13 protein-coding genes are annotated in these 16,020 nt (G+C 45.0%); 7 read left to right on the plus strand and 6 right to left on the minus strand.

What is annotated here, in order from left to right; genetic code table 11:
- Window positions 1-9: 9 nt before the first annotated feature.
- The gene (locus BTO10_RS11480) at window positions 10-1,176 is read right to left on the minus strand and encodes a DUF1887 family protein (RefSeq protein ID WP_063522306.1); all 1,167 of its coding nucleotides are present in this window, start codon (window positions 1,174-1,176) and stop codon (window positions 10-12) included.
- A gap of 195 nt (window positions 1,177-1,371) precedes the next feature.
- Window positions 1,372-3,363 carry a methyl-accepting chemotaxis protein gene (locus BTO10_RS11485; RefSeq protein ID WP_105024599.1) on the minus strand — a complete coding sequence of 664 codons (1,992 nt, stop codon included), beginning with the start codon at window positions 3,361-3,363 and terminating at the stop codon, window positions 1,372-1,374.
- A gap of 276 nt (window positions 3,364-3,639) precedes the next feature.
- Here BTO10_RS11485 and hinT point away from each other — a divergent pair, with 276 nt between their 5' ends.
- The 7 genes from hinT to BTO10_RS11520 all read left to right on the plus strand — a co-directional run bounded on the left by hinT (window position 3,640) and on the right by BTO10_RS11520 (window position 10,183).
- Window positions 3,640-3,990, plus strand: a complete 351-nt coding sequence (gene hinT, locus BTO10_RS11490; protein WP_065112155.1) for a purine nucleoside phosphoramidase — start codon at window positions 3,640-3,642, stop codon at window positions 3,988-3,990.
- Window positions 3,991-4,260: 270 nt separating this feature from the next.
- Complete coding sequence (locus BTO10_RS11495; RefSeq protein ID WP_105024600.1) at window positions 4,261-5,652, plus strand: COG3014 family protein; 1,392 nt, start codon at window positions 4,261-4,263, stop codon at window positions 5,650-5,652.
- Entirely contained in the window at window positions 5,652-6,035 is a 384-nt protein-coding gene (locus BTO10_RS11500; RefSeq protein ID WP_004741950.1) for a YcfL family protein, read from the plus strand. The genes BTO10_RS11495 and BTO10_RS11500 overlap by 1 nt, the downstream gene beginning before the upstream one ends.
- Window positions 6,036-6,160: 125 nt before the next feature.
- Window positions 6,161-6,751, plus strand: coding sequence for a penicillin-binding protein activator LpoB (lpoB, locus tag BTO10_RS11505; protein WP_004741952.1), 591 nt, complete (start codon window positions 6,161-6,163; stop codon window positions 6,749-6,751).
- A gap of 153 nt (window positions 6,752-6,904) precedes the next feature.
- A complete protein-coding gene (locus BTO10_RS11510) occupies window positions 6,905-7,759 on the plus strand; it encodes a phosphotransferase (protein ID WP_105024601.1) in 855 nt (284 codons plus the stop codon).
- Window positions 7,760-7,867: 108 nt separating this feature from the next.
- Window positions 7,868-8,407, plus strand: coding sequence for an alpha/beta hydrolase YcfP (ycfP, locus tag BTO10_RS11515; RefSeq protein WP_004741955.1), 540 nt, complete (start codon window positions 7,868-7,870; stop codon window positions 8,405-8,407).
- Window positions 8,408-8,893: 486 nt separating this feature from the next.
- Window positions 8,894-10,183: an NAD(P)/FAD-dependent oxidoreductase gene (locus BTO10_RS11520; protein WP_004741956.1), complete on the plus strand. Its 1,290-nt coding sequence runs from the start codon at window positions 8,894-8,896 to the stop codon at window positions 10,181-10,183.
- A gap of 119 nt (window positions 10,184-10,302) precedes the next feature.
- Here BTO10_RS11520 and BTO10_RS11525 read toward each other — a convergent pair whose 3' ends face one another.
- From BTO10_RS11525 to BTO10_RS11540, 4 genes are all read right to left on the minus strand, one after another.
- Window positions 10,303-10,848 (minus strand): GNAT family N-acetyltransferase, encoded by a 546-nt coding sequence (locus BTO10_RS11525; RefSeq protein WP_105024602.1) that lies wholly within the window; start codon window positions 10,846-10,848, stop codon window positions 10,303-10,305.
- 142 nt (window positions 10,849-10,990) lie between these two features.
- On the minus strand, window positions 10,991-11,755 hold the full coding sequence (locus BTO10_RS11530) for a peptidoglycan binding protein CsiV (RefSeq protein WP_105024603.1): 765 nt from the start codon (window positions 11,753-11,755) through the stop codon (window positions 10,991-10,993).
- Window positions 11,756-11,818: 63 nt separating this feature from the next.
- A complete protein-coding gene (mfd, locus tag BTO10_RS11535; protein ID WP_105024604.1) occupies window positions 11,819-15,280 on the minus strand; it encodes a transcription-repair coupling factor in 3,462 nt (1,153 codons plus the stop codon).
- 6 nt (window positions 15,281-15,286) lie between these two features.
- Window positions 15,287-15,856, minus strand: coding sequence for a PilZ domain-containing protein (locus BTO10_RS11540; RefSeq protein WP_105024605.1), 570 nt, complete (start codon window positions 15,854-15,856; stop codon window positions 15,287-15,289).
- Window positions 15,857-16,020: the final 164 nt, after the last annotated feature.

The raw sequence follows: 16,020 nt of genomic DNA on the forward strand, positions 1-16,020 counted from the left end.
ATTTTACTCTTAGCACTCTTGATCTTCGTTACCGCCAGCAGCCGTAAACCAAGCTGTTAGGTGAGTTTTAAGATCTTTCAACTCGTCAGGGCCGATCAAAGCAAGGCCAAGATCTTCTGCGCGTGTGATGTCGTTATGGCGTAGCGGGCGGAAGCTCACTAGCATAGCGCGGGCTTGTAGGCCACCTAATAGGTCTCTTAGTGATTCCAGTTTGTACAAGGTGTCATCACCATCATCACGCATGCCTTTCGTCTTACATTCGATTATGTGCAGTTTATTGTTCACCACAGATGCCACATCTAGCTCATTTCGAACTTCACGTTCGCCTAGTTGGCGGTATACCTGAACATTCAAAGAGCGATCTTGGATGGTCGGCATGTCATCTTGGATCTGCTTTACCGTGCTATGAACGAGAGTTTCAAGCCACTCGCCGTTCGAGAAGCGTCGAGCATCTTCACTGGCAAAGGTTAGTGTGCCATTCTCATAAGTCGCAATTTTCGCTTCTACTAAATCGCTTAAAAGCATATTCAGTTCGCGATAGCCCTGTTGCTTCTCTGATAACTCAACATCCAGCTTCTGCTCTTTGCGACAAGTGGTTGCAAGGTAGTTAAGTGTCGCAAGACCAGGACCTAATTCAAGTGCGTTACTTGCCCAACGTTCACCTAGCTCGTATAGCTTCTGATCGAGTTGTGGAGGTAGCTGTACATCACTGAATTCGCCACGAGCGCCAAATACGGTTAGGTAGTCATCGATAGTGATACGGTCTTGAACTTGCGCGTCTTCTTTTCCGTTCGGGTAAAGCCAGCACAGTTTGTCACTATTTGGTTCTACAACGAAGATAGGCCAGTGGTAAGTTCGGAACACTTCGTAAACGGAGAGTAGACGGTGACGCAGACCACAACTAGCGTTGAGTTTCACTTCTTGACCGCGAGCTTTTAAATCTTCGGCAAGGTTTTGAATGGATTCTTTAATCACTGACGTGTTTACGATGGTCGGAATTTCAAAGAACTCGCTCGTAATATCACGTTTTTGCAAAACGCTGTCTAAGCGCTGATACATATCGACTTGATTCTTATCGCCGATGAACACGATGTGCGTGCTGATCGTTCGGTTATCAAGCAGTGGGGTAAGCAAGCGAATGGGGTCTTGATCGATAATGCCAACATGAACAGCCATATAAATTCCTTAATAGCGGCTCGCTCATAAAGGTGAAAGAAAACGGGAAACAGCAAGCCTTAATAACCATATAATGACAAAGCTCATAAAAAACAAGGGCAACTCTTGATTAAAGTTGCCCTTGTTCAAATAGTTACCACTATTGGGTAAGAAGTCCCAACAATCTCACTTAATATCTATGGTTTCATCATTTATCTATAGCTTAAATTGATGAACTAAATCTCCTTGTTGATTCGCAAGAATCGTTAGGTTTTGGCTCGCCTCAGCGATCGATGACATTGCTTGATAACTTGCATCGGCAATGTGGTTGATGTCTTCAATATTACGCGCAATATCGCCAGACGTTTTACTCTGTTCAGCTGCTGCTTGAGAGATATGAGTACTCATATGGCTGATTTCTAGAATCAAGGCTTGAATCTCTTCCATTGCACTGTTGGCATTCGATGCTTGTTGTACCGACATATCCATGTCACTCATACAGCTTTCGATAACGTTACTTGCTGTTTTCGAACTGGACTGTAGGTTGCTGATCATAGTTTCGATTTCAGCTGTAGATTGCGTTGTTTTCTGTGCCAACACACGAACTTCATCGGCAACGACCGCAAAACCACGACCTTGCTCACCAGCACGCGCCGCTTCAATCGCAGCATTCAGTGCGAGTAGGTTGGTCTGTTCTGCAATGCCGCGAATTACGTCCAGGATTGAGCCAATCTGGCTACTCATCTGTTGCAGTTCACCCACAGCACTAACTGATTCGGTTAAGCGAGTTTCCAGTTGGTTGATGGTGCTGATGTTGGTGTTCATGATCTGACGACCCGATTCAGAAGCGGTTTCAACTTGCTGAACCATAGTCAAAGAGCTTTGTGCGCTATTTGCCACTTCCTGTACAGAGTGAGACATCTCTGTCATTGCCGTCGCTACTGTCGCAGTTTGTTCACGCTGGCTGTTAAGTTGAGCCTGAGTTTCTGAAGAGGTCTTCTGGTTAACGCTTGCTGTTTTGGTTAGGTCATCTGACGCATCGTTAAGCTTCACAAGTATATTGTGCAGATTATCGGCTAAGGTGTTGATGTGACCACTTACACGGCTGAATTCGTTGTTGTAACGAATATCGATGCGCTGTGTCATGTTGCCTTCTGTTAGGCCTTCCAGTGTCTTAAGGATACGGGTTAGTGGTTCTCTTACACTGTGAGCAATGTGGTAGCCAATCGCTGCCGCAAATAGTGTTACAACCACACCGATTGCAATAGCATTGAATAGGCCTTTGTCGTATATGCTGCTCGCGTCTGCCAATGAAGAGTTAAGTTGTTCTTCGGCTGTTACGTTGAATGAGTCTAACACTGCCATCGCTTGGTCTACTTCAACCGCTAGATTAGCGATGTTTACATAAAGTGCTTGCTTCGCTTGAAGGTAGTTGTTGTGCTTATCAAGAACACCGCCTTTTTGGCCTACGTCTTTAGTGAACTTCTGAACTGATTCATCGAATACATTCTTAAGAGCAGGTAGCTGTGTTGCTAAACCGCGGTAGGCGTAGTTTAGGTGAGTAACAGCTTTCTTGTTTTGGTTAACGGCTTTTTGTACGAATGCCACATCAGAGCTCGCAAGTGCGTCTGATGTGATTACTTCTGCGTCTTGTAGTTTGATGAAGTAGCTTTTCGCCATTACTTTCACAGAGATACTTTTCTGATCGGCTACGTACTCTTTCATGCCAACGGTCAACTCAGAGTGTAGGCGTTGGAAATCGCGTGATGCTTTTTGTACTTGCTCTTGTGCTTCAAACATCGCGACGTAATTGTTCATCGCTTCATCTGCTTCAGTAAAGTAGCGCTCTTCCATAGCTCTTAGCTGAGTAATGCGTTCGATGAGTGAGGTGTTGTCTTGGCTTGCTGCTTCTAGATTGCCAAGAACTTCTGAAAAAGCGTTTTGTGATGCAGCAAATTCTGTGCGCATTGCAGACATGCGTTCAGCATTTTGTGTGGTTAAGAAATCTTTGAATGACTTATCAGCAGAAAGCAATTGGACACTTGTTTGATTGGAAAGCGCAACAAGCGGTAATGAGGTTTCTGAAACACTCTCAAAATTGCTGTGTATCTGATTCATGCTGTTCATCATGATGGTTATCGTGACTGCGAACATGATGATGATCAGTGCGAAACCAGCGTACATACGCTTGATCACAGATCCCTTCATGGCTTTCTCCCTAAATAAAATGCAGACCTAATGTCAGGTCAAAGTAAAACTAACAAAATAGTCAGCATTCTATTGAGCTCCTCTTACGCATTTTATGACGCACACGTCAAAAATAGCGCTCAGTTATAATCAACATGCCATTCTTGAGAGCTAAGACCAGTTTTCTTTGATTTGAACGGTGTTTTTTATTAAGCTTTACAGCAGGTTTATTGTGGTTTGATGCGGCATAGCGCATACTCAAAACACTAAAAAGTAAATGTTTTATCGGAGAAAAACATGGCTGAAGAAACCATCTTTAGTAAGATCATTAATAAAGAAATTCCAGCAGATCTGCTATACCAAGACGATTTAGTGACAGCGTTCCGTGACATCAATCCACGCGCTCCTAGTCACATCCTTATCATCCCTAATAAGCTGATTCCAACAACCAACGATGTTGAAGTGGAAGATGAAGCAATGATGGGGCGCATGTTTACTGTTGCTCGTAAGCTAGCAAAAGAAGAGGGCATCGCGGAAGGTGGCTACCGTCTTATCGTGAACTGTAACTCTCATGGTGGCCAAGAGGTTTACCACATCCACATGCACTTAGTTGGTGGCCGTCCGCTTGGCCCTTTACTTATGAGCTAATCAAATACGTTAATGAGTTAATTAACACAAACAACAAGTTGGAAAATTTGTTGTTTGTATGCCAACTTTAATTGTTATCTGTTGTCTGAATATCGGCTTTGCTTAGCCAGAGCCCGATGAAGCAAGTATTTACTTGCTTGAGATCCTTTTTACAGCACGTTTCGTTTTGATAATGAAACTAGTAGCTGTTGAGCTTTCGAGTTGATTTAACCACGAAAGGTCAGTAGACCCTAATAAAGTTGGCACTTTAAACATGCACGGAGACGATAAGTGAAGCAACAGTTTAGATACGCTTCCATTGCCCTACTATCGGCGCTGACCGCGGGATGCGCGAGTATGTCTGCAGGTAATCTGTTCAGTCATTACAGCGCACAAAATAAAAGTATCTATCAAGCCGTTAAATCTGGAGATTATTCAGAGGCTCAACAAGAGTTACCAGATTACGCAGCAGGCGATATTCTCGATAATTTTGAGAGAGGCAGAATCAATCTGTTGGATCAAAAATACCCAGAGAGTAAGTCTTCGTTTGAAGCGGCGGATCAGGCTGTTACGGAACAGCAGAGAAAAGCCGTCATCTCAATCTCAGCCAGTGCAACCAGTGTGGGTGCATTGGCTGTAAATGACAATATTACCGAGTATGTGCCGCCCGATTACGAGTTGGGCTTTCTTCATCTCTACCTCGGTTTGAATTATCTAAAGAAAAACGATTTAGAAGGTGCGGTGATTGAAATGCGTCGCGCCAACCAAGTTCAAGAGCAAGCAAAGAAGCAGCGTGAGGCAGAGCTAGAAAGAGCAGCCAGCGACGCGAAGAAGCAGGGGCTATCTGCCAATGTTGGCAGTATTCTAGCGAATTACCCAGATGCGGGTAAAAAGCTGCAATCAGTGCAGAACGCTTATCTGATGTTTTTATCGGGTCTGCTGTATGAGGCTTCAAACGATTTAAACAGTGCTTACGTTGATTATCGACGTGCATTAGCTGTGATGCCTGATAACCAAGAGATTATCGATAGAACCATGGCAACGGCTGCACGTTTGGGCATGCGACAAGATTTAGCGACACTTGAGAAGCGTTACAAGCAGTCATCTAAGCTAAGTAGCGGGCAAGGGCGCGTGATTGTTCTTCAAGAGCAGAGTGCTGTTCAAGCAATGGACAGTTGGCGATTGGATTTACCTGTTTATGACAGTCGCGATCAGGGAGCAATATACTCTCTTGCGCTGCCATATTACCCAAGTCAGAACGTAGAACGTTTTTCCCCGTTACGAATCAGTGGGCAGCCGCTGCAAGAGCATTTGATTACCGACGTAAACGCTATGGCTCAGAACGATCTATCTGAGCGTATGACGAGCATTGTTATTCGCCAAGCACTGCGTGTGGTCGCAAAAGACCGTATTCGTAAAGAGGCAACCAAGGGTGATGACGTTGGCAACATTTTGTTCAATGTGTGGAACACGCTGACAGAGCAACCAGACACTCGCAGTTGGCAATCATTACCAGCTGAGATTAAGAGCAGTACGTTTGTAGCAAACAGCGGCCAATATACCTTGGAAGCGGGTGCTAAAACCTACGATTTTGATATTCGAGAAGGGCAGACCACTTTGGTATGGATTTCTCGACAAGGAAACAACGCAACAATGTGGCATAAACAGCTAGGGAGGCTGTAATGAAAAAGTGGTTAGTGAGCTTAGCAGCGGTTATGGCTCTGGCTGGTTGTGCTGATAATACAGCTGGCGTAAGGGTTGATAGTCTGACTCAGAACGTATTCTTTGGCGACAATGTATTGGGCAGCCGTTTACAAGTTGAAGATATTCGTACCGATCAGATTGATGGTCACACTCGAGGTATTGTCCGCTTAAACAGTAACTATAAAGGTGACCAACATATCCTTTATCGTTTCTATTGGTATGACGATGCAGGGCTTGAGGTCAACTTGAAGCAAGGGCCTTGGAAGCAAGCGATTGTGCGTGGCTTTGAAAGCATTTCGTTGTCGGAAGTATCGGTAAACCCGAAAGCAACTCAGTTCCGAGTGCAGTTCCGAGAGCAGTAACAATAGATTGAGTTATAACCGGTGCTAGTCAACGTGGACTAGCACTTAAGAAAGCGAATTGATTCGCACAGATCAAAATTTAAGAGTGTGGGTAACCCCACTCAATGATAAGTTGAGGAAACATCATGAAAAAGAGTGTCATTGCGCTACTAGGCTTAGCGGTTATTTTAGGCGGTTGTTCGAACAAGGTAAGCTACGGTGATGCACAAGCAGTAGAAACCACAACAATCGATTTCGGTTCAACTGACCTTCAAACTATTGCTGGTGAGATGGTTGATAGCATGATGGCTTCTGGTTCAGTGTCTTACATTACTCGTGATCAGCGCCCAATCGTGTTCGTAGAGCGAATCAAGAACAAAACAAGTGAGCACATCGATACTGAGTCAATCACTGACACTATCAGTACTAAAATGCTGAACTCTGGTAAGTTCCGTTTCGTTGACATGGACCGTGTAGAGTCTGTTCGTGACCAACTAAACTTCCAAAACAACGATGAGCTAGTGAACCAAAGCTCTGCGATTCAGTTCGGTAAGATGGTTGGTGCTCAGTACATGCTTTACGGCAACCTATCAAGCATCGTTAAGAAAGCAGGCAGCGACGAAGATGTGTACTACAAAATGACCATGCGTCTGATGGACCTTGAGTCTGGCTTGATCGAGTGGGCTGACGAGACTGAAATCCGTAAGCAGCAATCTAAGAGCCTACTAGGTCTTTAATTTTGCTTCACTGCCAACTATGAACACTTACTATTGAAAGTGAATAGATTGGTCACACGCCAATTCAGTACATGATGTGCTGATATTTGAAGACACTGGCTCTGGTCAGTGTCTTTTTTGTAGGGACACGAAGACGTTAATAGGGAATGAGCAATGGCAATCTTTTCTTGGTCTGAGGCTAAGCTTCTTGATACCAGTTTGAGTTCGCTTGATGGCTATTTTTCGCAGCCGCCAGTGAAGGCTCAGACACTCACCGGTGGTCTGACTAACCGATGTTGGAAGCTGGTTTCTGCTGATGGTTCTGAATACGTGTGGCGTCCGATCACGCCGATTACCAACGCTTTTTTTATTTCCCGTCATGAAGAGTACCAAGTGTTGTCTGCCATCGAACGTCTCGGTATTGGGCCAAGCCCGATAGTAGTGAATGAACAGGGCTTATTGGTTGAATGGGTTGCTGGAGATACGCTTTATGAAGGTTTGGATATTGATGATCTTCTGAAAACGCTTATCTCTGTGCATCTGGTTAATACTGCACGGCTACCACTTAAACCGTTTAGCTTTACAGCGCGAGTGGATCATTATTGGCTTCAGCTTGATGCCGTTCATAAGACAGAAGTCTACAGCACCATTTATAAAGAGTGGCGCACAACGCCAAGTATCCCGAGTGTTGAACTCTCCTTATGTCACTTTGATCTCGGCGGTTATAACCTGGTGAAGAATAGTGACGGTATTAAAATCATCGATTGGGAATATGCAGCAATTGCTGACCCTAGATTAGATCTAACCTTAACCATTTCAGTCGCAGATGCCTCGGTGCAAGAAACGGTTGAAAAGTACTGTCAACTGCGTGGTATTCACGACGTTCAGCCTTGGTTGGATGGTGTAGAAGCGTGGTTACCACGAAGTCGAATGATGGCAATGTTGTGGTATTTGCTCGCTCATCAACTGTGGGGTGATGAAAGTTATCTGCGTGAAGCGGAGGCTCTCAGTCACACTTTCTGTAGCTAGGATCACGTTTAGGAAGTGAAAAATATAATTTCGATGGTCTTCCCTTTAAAACCTTGTTTTTCGTGTTAGATTGATCAAAACGTACCAATATTCAATGAGGGAGGTACAATGATTATCTATCTTCACGGCTTCGACTCAACAAGCCCGGGCAATCACGAAAAAATACTGCAGTTGCAATTCATTGATGATGACGTTCGTTTCATCAACTACAGTACTTTGCATCCAAAGCACGACATGCAGCACCTACTGAAAGAGGTGCACAAAGTGATAGAGCAATCAGACGACCCGCATCCAATTATCTGTGGTGTTGGTTTAGGTGGTTTTTGGTCTGAGCGTATTGGCTTCTTGTGTGGTATCAAACAGGTTATTTTCAATCCAAATCTTCAACCTGAAAACAACATGGTAGGCCGAATTGATCGTCCTGAAGAGTACGAAGATATTGCGACCAAGTGTGTGGAACAGTACCGCATGAAAAACAAAGGTCGTTGTCTTGTGGTACTTTCTCGCGAAGATGAAATTCACGACAATAGCAAGACAGCTGCTGCACTCGAAGATTACTACGATGTGATTTGGGATGAGAAAGAGAGCCATAAATTCAAAAAAATCTCTCAACACCTTCAAGCAATGAAAGCTTTCAAAGACGCTTAATATACTAAGTATTTTATAAAAAGCGGCACTCAATGAGTGCCGCTTTTTTTTATTTTGAATGTAACGTTACTATTGATGATGCTATCGTAGCTGCTATGTTGATAAGTTTGCGCAAACGTTAACTATTTGGCGGCGAATCCTCATTGAGGGTAAGGATTTTAGTTGCGGTCATCGGTTTGCTATATATAATGTTCCAAAGCAAAATATTTTGATAAATATCAAAAAAAATTGAGAGCGAGTGATAAAACTTGCCCATTATTTGTGTACTGCCTCTAAGGTCGTCACCTTTTTATCCACGTGAGCAAGTCGACAAGCGGGTGTTTGTTGCTTGTAATCCCTCTAACTACTCGGTGAGCTGTCGTTATTCTTTTTCGCGGTTATCCAATATGTCACAGCCTTATGTCAAGGCCGGGTAGATACATAGAATTTATCGGTTGGAGTAATCGAGCCGAACCCTATTTATTCATTTTGTAGAGGATTGTCATTGTGACAAAAATTATCGTAGTAGGCGGCGGTGCTGGTGGTTTAGAACTAGCAACTAAGCTTGGTCGCACTTTAGGTCGTAAGAAACGTGCCCAGATTACACTGGTAGACCGTAAAGCAAGCCACCTATGGAAGCCATTACTTCATGAAGTAGCGACTGGCTCTCTAGATGAAGGTGTGGATGCGTTAAGTTACCGCGCGCATGCAAAAAACCATTACTTCGATTTCCAAATGGGCAGCCTGAACGACATCGATCGTGAGCGTAAAGTGATTGCACTTAGCGAGCTGAGAGATGAGCACGGTGAATTGCTGATGCCAAGCCGTGAGCTTGAATACGACATTCTGGTTATGGCACTAGGTTCAACGTCTAACGATTTCAATACTCCAGGCGTTCGTGATAACTGTATTTTCCTTGATAGCCCAGAGCAAGCTCACCGTTTCCGTACTGAAATGAACAACCAGTTCTTGAAGCTGCACGCTAAGAACGGTCAAGGTACGGTAGACATCGCGATTGTTGGTGCGGGTGCGACTGGTGTTGAACTGTCGGCTGAGCTTCACAACGCTGTGAAAGAGCTTCGTACATACGGTTTCGGCGACCTAGACTCAAGCAAGTTGAACGTAAACCTAGTTGAAGCAGGCGAGCGTATCCTTCCAGCTCTTCCTCCTCGTATTTCAAGTGCTGCACACTCTGAGCTGACTAAGCTTGGTGTGAACGTTCGCACTAATACAATGGTGACTCAAGCGGACGCTGATGGCCTAACAACGAAAGATGGCGACAAGATCCCAGCTCAAATCATGGTATGGGCAGCAGGTATCAAAGCGCCAGATTTTATGAAAGATATTGGTGGTCTTGAAACCAACCGTATCAACCAACTGGTTGTGAAAAATACGCTGCAAACGACGCTTGATGACAACATCTTTGCTATCGGTGACTTGGCACAATGTACACAGGCGGATGGTTCATTTGTTCCACCTCGTGCTCAAGCGGCTCACCAAATGGCAAGCTGCGCATTCAGCAACATCATTGCTAAGCTGAACGGTCGTGACCTGAAAGACTACATCTACAAAGATAAAGGCTCACTAGTATCACTAAGCCGTTTCTCTACAGTCGGTAGCTTGATGGGTAACCTGACTAAAGGTTCGATGATGGTTGAAGGTCGTATTGCTCGTGTGGTTTACATCTCTTTGTACCGCATGCACCAGATGGCGCTTCACGGAATCATCAAGACATCTCTAATGATGTTGGTAGGTCGTATTAACCGTGTTCTACGTCCAAATCTAAAGCTTCACTAATTAGCTAGCTTTTCGAAGAAGAGTTAAGCTTTCAAAACGCTTAACGCTGATAGTAAAAAAGAGCTCTTCGGAGCTCTTTTTTGATCGTGTCAGTTAAGTGGTAGCCTTGTTGGTGATTGCTAAGCCACCGGTGGCAATACCGAGTAAACCACACCATCTTTTGGCTTGCCGTTGAAGATAAAGCGATTCCTGGCAATGGTCTCTCGCTCTGCGCCGCACTTTTCTATGAGCCTTTGGCTTGGTAGGTTTTCGGTGTCACAGACTATCTCTAAACGTGTTAGCTTGAGCTGAGCAAAGCAAAATTCAAACAGAGCTAGCATCGCTTCCTTTGCTATGCCTTTTCTTTGAAATTGGTCGCCAACCCAATACCCTAAACTCGCCATATTAAAGGTGTGGTAAAGTTCATTGATTGCCACCATGCCAACCAGCTTATCGCTTTTTCGCTCGAAAATGCCAAAGCCAAATGCATCGGCTTTCACCCAGTTTAAGCGAGTGGCCAGAATGAACTTCTCAGCTTCTGCGATAGAGAATTGATCATGACACCAGTCGACCCACGGGAGTAAGCTAGGGGAAGACTTGATCAGTTGAGAAAACTCTTGAGCGTCAGAAGGCTCAATAATTCTTAGGCTGAGGTTTTGTGTATTGATCTGAAAGTCAGGGCTCATAGGGTGTACCAATTAGACTGGGCAATAAAGTCTGTAGCTTAATAAAACGCCCTCACAATGGAGGGCGTTTTGAATGATTAGTAGGAGTATAGCTTGGGTGCTAACAAACCAACTAGTTTAGTCGCTATTTCACTCGAGCAGGTTACTGAGCAACGCGACGAACTTGAATCACCATGCCTAGAAGCGGGTGGTCAAGATAGTGAGTCTCAGTACTGCGCATACGACGCTTTTGTTCCATACGGTAGCTCTTAAGAAACTCTTCCACTTCAACCGTTGGTGAGATTTCCGTTAGGTTACCCACTTGAACATTGCTCTCAGCACCGCTTACTGGAGAGTCGAGTTCGATTTGCTGTTCTTGCAGCTTCACTTCACGAACGCTTGGTGCTTTCAAATCCAGAGTGGTTTCAGCGTATAGGTAGTGCTGAACATAGATTTGTAGCTTGCCGTCTAGTTCATAAAGTGGCTTGTCGATGGTCTCTTCTTTGAAGCCATCACTACTTGCGGTAACCGCGCCTTTTTCAGAACCGTCAGCATTGAACTGTTTAGAGAAGTCTTTACCTGCTTGAATGTGGAACACAGGTGCTGAGCTCTTACCTTGATCGCCTTGACGCCAAGCCGTATGCATCAGTACTTCAAAGCCAGCATGCTGCTTCAGCTTATCTTTCTGAGGTGTCAGTTTGTACTCCGAGTAAGGGAGCATTTTTACCCCTTTACTTGCTCGGTATTGGGTGTCCTGAAATGAACCAACGCGCTCAAGTGAAATCTTTGGCTGTGTGTTTGGCCAAGACTCATTCACCTTCTCGGCATCAACTGCGCGCTTAAAAATGATCACTTCTATATCAAATTGTCTCTGTGCCAAACTTGGCAGTGAGACGAACAATAGTAGCAGTGGGATCAGTCTTTTCATTTTTACTCCGTTTTCCAGCCGAACTACCGGCTGGATAAATTATATGTGCAAGTGGATTAGGCTTTACGCTGAAGACAGCAAGTTCTGTCTGAATTCGCCTAATAAATCACTAACAAATTGAATTCGTTTCCGTCTGTCGACCAATGGTATCGTAAACTTGAACTTAGTTGGTCCTTCCATTGAAAACTTTTGCGGTTGAGATTGCAACAGTTTAACAAGGTAGTTCGGGTTTATGTCAGCATCCGGGTAGAATTCGATAAATCCGCCTTTATCGTGCGCTTCAATTTTCTTCGCTTTAATAGAGGCCGCCGCTAACTTAAGCTCGGAAACCGATAATAAGTTCTTAGTTGCATCAGGAAGAATACCAAAGCGGTCGATAAGCTCGACTTTCAGCTCTGCAAGTTCATCTGTGTCACTCACGCTCGCAATACGTTTGTATGTTGATAAGCGCGTGTTGATGTCTGGAATATAGTCGTCTGGCAAGAGTGCTGGAATACGCATCTCAATCTCAGTTTGCTCACGTAACAGATCATCAAGTGACGGCTCACGACCTTCTTTCAAGGCCTCAACCGCTTGCTCTAGCATCTCCATATACAGTGTGAAGCCGACAGATTGGATTTGACCACTCTGTTCATCACCCAACAGCTCACCGGCACCACGGATCTCTAAATCGTGTGTTGCGAGAGTGAAGCCTGCCCCCAAGTCTTCCAAAGAGGCAATCGCGTCTAATCGCTTAATCGCATCTTTAGTCATCGCTTTCGGATGTGGCGTCAGTAGGTATGCATAGGCTTGGTGGTGAGAACGACCCACACGACCACGCAATTGGTGAAGCTGTGCTAGACCAAGATTATCGGCTCTGTCCATTAAGATGGTGTTGGCTGTCGGAACATCGATACCGGTCTCGATGATGGTTGTACACACCAATAAGTTAAAGCGTTGGTGGTAGAAGTCGTTCATGATGCGTTCTAGTTCGCGCTCTCGCATTTGACCGTGAGCGACCGTTACCCGCGCTTCCGGAATCAATTTTTGTAATGACTCTGCGGTTTTCTCAATGGTATCGACTTGGTTATGCAGGAAGTAAACCTGACCACCACGCATGATTTCACGAAGTACTGCTTCTCTTACCACTGCATCGTCACTTTGACGAACAAAAGTTTTGATAGCTAAGCGTCGTGCTGGTGGAGTAGCAATGATCGATAGGTCACGCATCCCACTCATCGCCATGTTGAGCGTTCTTGGGATTGGGGTTGCAGTCAGCGTTAGGATGTCGACATCGGCACGCATCGCTTTTACTTTCTCTTTCTGACGGACACCGAAGCGGTGCTCTTCATCGACTATCAGTAAGCCAAGATCTTTGAACTGGATATCACTAGAGAGCAGTTTGTGAGTACCGACTAGGATATCAACCTTGCCGTCTGCGACATCTTGCATGATCGCTTTTTGCTCTTTAGCGGACTTGAATCGAGAAAGCACTTCGACACGAATCGGTAAATTCGCGAAACGGTCTCGGAAGTTTTCGAAGTGTTGTTGAGCAAGTAGGGTAGTCGGAACCAGAACCGCCACTTGTTTACTGTTGTCCGTACACACGAAAGCTGCGCGCATCGCCACTTCGGTTTTACCAAAACCAACATCACCACACACTAAGCGGTCCATGGCTTTGGCTTGGCACATGTCAGACATAACCGCATTGATTGCCATCGCTTGGTCATCTGTCTCCTCAAACGGGAAGCCAGCTTTGAAGGTTGCGTATTGCCCACGATCTAAAACAAATTTATAGCCAGGTTTAAGCTCGCGCTTGGCGTAGACATCCAGCAGCTCTGCAGCAACGTCACGTACTTTTTCAGCGGCACGCTTACGCGCTTTTTGCCAAGCCTCACCACCTAACTTGTGCAGTGGCGCGGATTCTTCGGCGCCACCAGAGTAGCGTCCAATAAGGTTCAAAGAAGCAACTGGCACGTATAACTTGGCTTCGTTTTGGTACTCAAGCGTCACGTATTCGGTTTTCATGCCGCCGGCTTCGAGGGTTTGAAGACCGATGTAACGACCAATACCGTGGTCAATGTGCACAACAGGTTGACCTGGTTTTAGCTCCGCTAGGTGGCGGATAACGGTGTCGCTATTAACGCTTTTCTTATCTTTTTTACGGCGTTGAACAACGCGGTCGCCGAGTAAGTCGCTTTCACAGATAAGCGCGATGTTTTTTTCTTCGTGAACAAAACCGTGTTCAGCTGAACCTAAGATCAGGCTGAACTTGTCTTTGGCCTTAAAGGCTGCATCTAGGTTTTCTACTTCGTTTGGTCGTACTTTGATACCACGAAGTAGTTCGCTTAATGCTTCACGACGACCCTCTGACTCAACCGAAAAAACAACTTTGCCATCGAAGGCTTCAGTGAATTTTCTTAGGTTAGCCAAAGGCTCTTTGTTTTGGTGTTGAACACTGAGGTCAGGCAGTGACGTGACCGGAAGGTTGATGCGTCCAGCTTTCTCTTCAATAGACTCTAAGCTCAGGTTGACCTGTGGCTTTTGCTTGAAGTGTGCGAACAGTTCGTCTTTTTTCAGCCAAAGCTGTTCTGGCGCTAATAGAGGACGTAATGGATCGACCCCACGTTGGTCGTATCGATGTGCGACATCAACAAGGAAAGAATCAACAGCGGTTTCGACATCACCTAAAACCAAAATCTGTGCTTCGTCAGCGACATAGTCAAACAGTGTTTCTGTGTGATCGAAGAATAGAGGCTGCCAATACTCAATACCAGCAGGCCACGTACCTTTTGATACTTGCATGTAAACCGATTCTGGCTCACGGCGTGCATCGAATTGTTGACGCCAACGAATGCGGAAATCTTCTATCGCTGTTTCCGAAGTTGGAAACTCGTGCGCTGGTAAGAGTCGAATTTCAGAGATGTCTTCGATAGAACGTTGGTTCTCTGGATCGAAGGTTCGGATGGTGTCGATCTCGTCATCAAAGAAGTCGATACGATAAGGATCTTTACTGCCCATTGGGAACAGGTCAAGAATAGAGCCACGGCTCGCGTATTCACCCGGACCAAATACTTGGTCAACGTAACGATAGCCAGATTTTTCAAGCTGCAGGCGCAGTTTCTCTAGTGAGTAAAGATCGCCGGTTTTCACCATTAGAGTGTGCTGTAGCAAGAAGTCACGTGGTGATTGGCGCTGGAGTAGGGTGCTGATCGGCACGATCGTGATGCCGTCTTTTAGCGTTGGCAATGCATAAAGGCGCGCGATACGATCTGAAATGATCTCTTGGTGTGGTGAGAAGCTGTCGTATGGCAAAGTCTCCCAGTCTGGGAATAGCGCGACTTCGCTTGCAGTAAACTGCTCAATTTCAGATTGCAGCTTGAGTGCGATTTGTGGATCTGGCACAGCAAGTACAGTATGACTGTTGTGTTGCTCTGCGAGTTTAGCAATAGCAAGAGCGAGAGACGAACCCACAAGGTTACCAATGTGCTTTTTGTCACCGGCTCCTTTGAGGGTAGGTAGGGTAAAAATAGATTGTTTGGTCATGTTAATTTACTTGTTATCTCGGTCTAGAGAGCGTTGACGCAAAAGTTTCTGTTGTTGATGAAGTGCCGCTTTGATCAGCAGGTCTTGGTCAATATCACGAAGATGAGCGTATTTGAAGTTAATTTCGAAACCTGAATCTTTAGGTTGGCTTGCAAACACTTCCGCATAGCAGTAAATCGCTGCGGCAGGGTGTTCCAAGAACAGCTTCGCCTTTACCAAGCGACCCGGTTCGATGTCTGTCTTAGAAAAACAGGAAAATTGGCTCGCACCGAATGAGTAGGTGTGAGTTCGAAACTTCTCATCATCTTGCTGCGATAACATAAAGCTCAACAACAGGTTTAATTTGGAGTTCTGTGCATCCAATAAACTGGTGACATTCTTCAAGTCGCTGTTTTTCAGTTCAGCGCGAGCACTGTCGGCTAATAGGTCCAACTGGCTAAATTCACTTGCCACAACAAAAGGGGCAGGGATCTCGGATTCGAACTGAATTTGAGAGGGTAAAGTGAAGTTACTTTCCATCGGTTCTATATTAGCGGTAAGACTGTGGTGAACAGTGAAAAACTCTTGTTCTGTCATGCGTTAGTTCCTTGAAGTGATCTATTGATTATCGCTATGTGGCGGCAGTAATCAAGGTCAGTTAATTGAAACTATCAAATAGTTGTTTGAAATTTGGTGTTTTGACAGGGTTCTGTTTTTCAGGCCTAACTAATTGAGTTAATTCACTCTATATTTTCAATTAA

The organism is Vibrio chagasii, from assembly GCF_002954585.1.
Classification (GTDB): domain Bacteria; phylum Pseudomonadota; class Gammaproteobacteria; order Enterobacterales; family Vibrionaceae; genus Vibrio; species Vibrio chagasii_A.

Coding starts and splice junctions, on each gene's coding strand:
- BTO10_RS11480 (WP_063522306.1), bottom strand. CDS start 1,176: ATGGCTGTTCATGTTGGCATTATCGATCAAGACCCCATTCGCTTGCTT.
- BTO10_RS11485 (WP_105024599.1), bottom strand. CDS start 3,363: ATGAAGGGATCTGTGATCAAGCGTATGTACGCTGGTTTCGCACTGATC.
- hinT (WP_065112155.1), top strand. CDS start 3,640: ATGGCTGAAGAAACCATCTTTAGTAAGATCATTAATAAAGAAATTCCA.
- BTO10_RS11500 (WP_004741950.1), top strand. CDS start 5,652: ATGAAAAAGTGGTTAGTGAGCTTAGCAGCGGTTATGGCTCTGGCTGGT.
- lpoB (WP_004741952.1), top strand. CDS start 6,161: ATGAAAAAGAGTGTCATTGCGCTACTAGGCTTAGCGGTTATTTTAGGC.
- BTO10_RS11510 (WP_105024601.1), top strand. CDS start 6,905: ATGGCAATCTTTTCTTGGTCTGAGGCTAAGCTTCTTGATACCAGTTTG.
- ycfP (WP_004741955.1), top strand. CDS start 7,868: ATGATTATCTATCTTCACGGCTTCGACTCAACAAGCCCGGGCAATCAC.
- BTO10_RS11525 (WP_105024602.1), bottom strand. CDS start 10,848: ATGAGCCCTGACTTTCAGATCAATACACAAAACCTCAGCCTAAGAATT.
- BTO10_RS11530 (WP_105024603.1), bottom strand. CDS start 11,755: ATGAAAAGACTGATCCCACTGCTACTATTGTTCGTCTCACTGCCAAGT.
- mfd (WP_105024604.1), bottom strand. CDS start 15,280: ATGACCAAACAATCTATTTTTACCCTACCTACCCTCAAAGGAGCCGGT.
- BTO10_RS11540 (WP_105024605.1), bottom strand. CDS start 15,856: ATGACAGAACAAGAGTTTTTCACTGTTCACCACAGTCTTACCGCTAAT.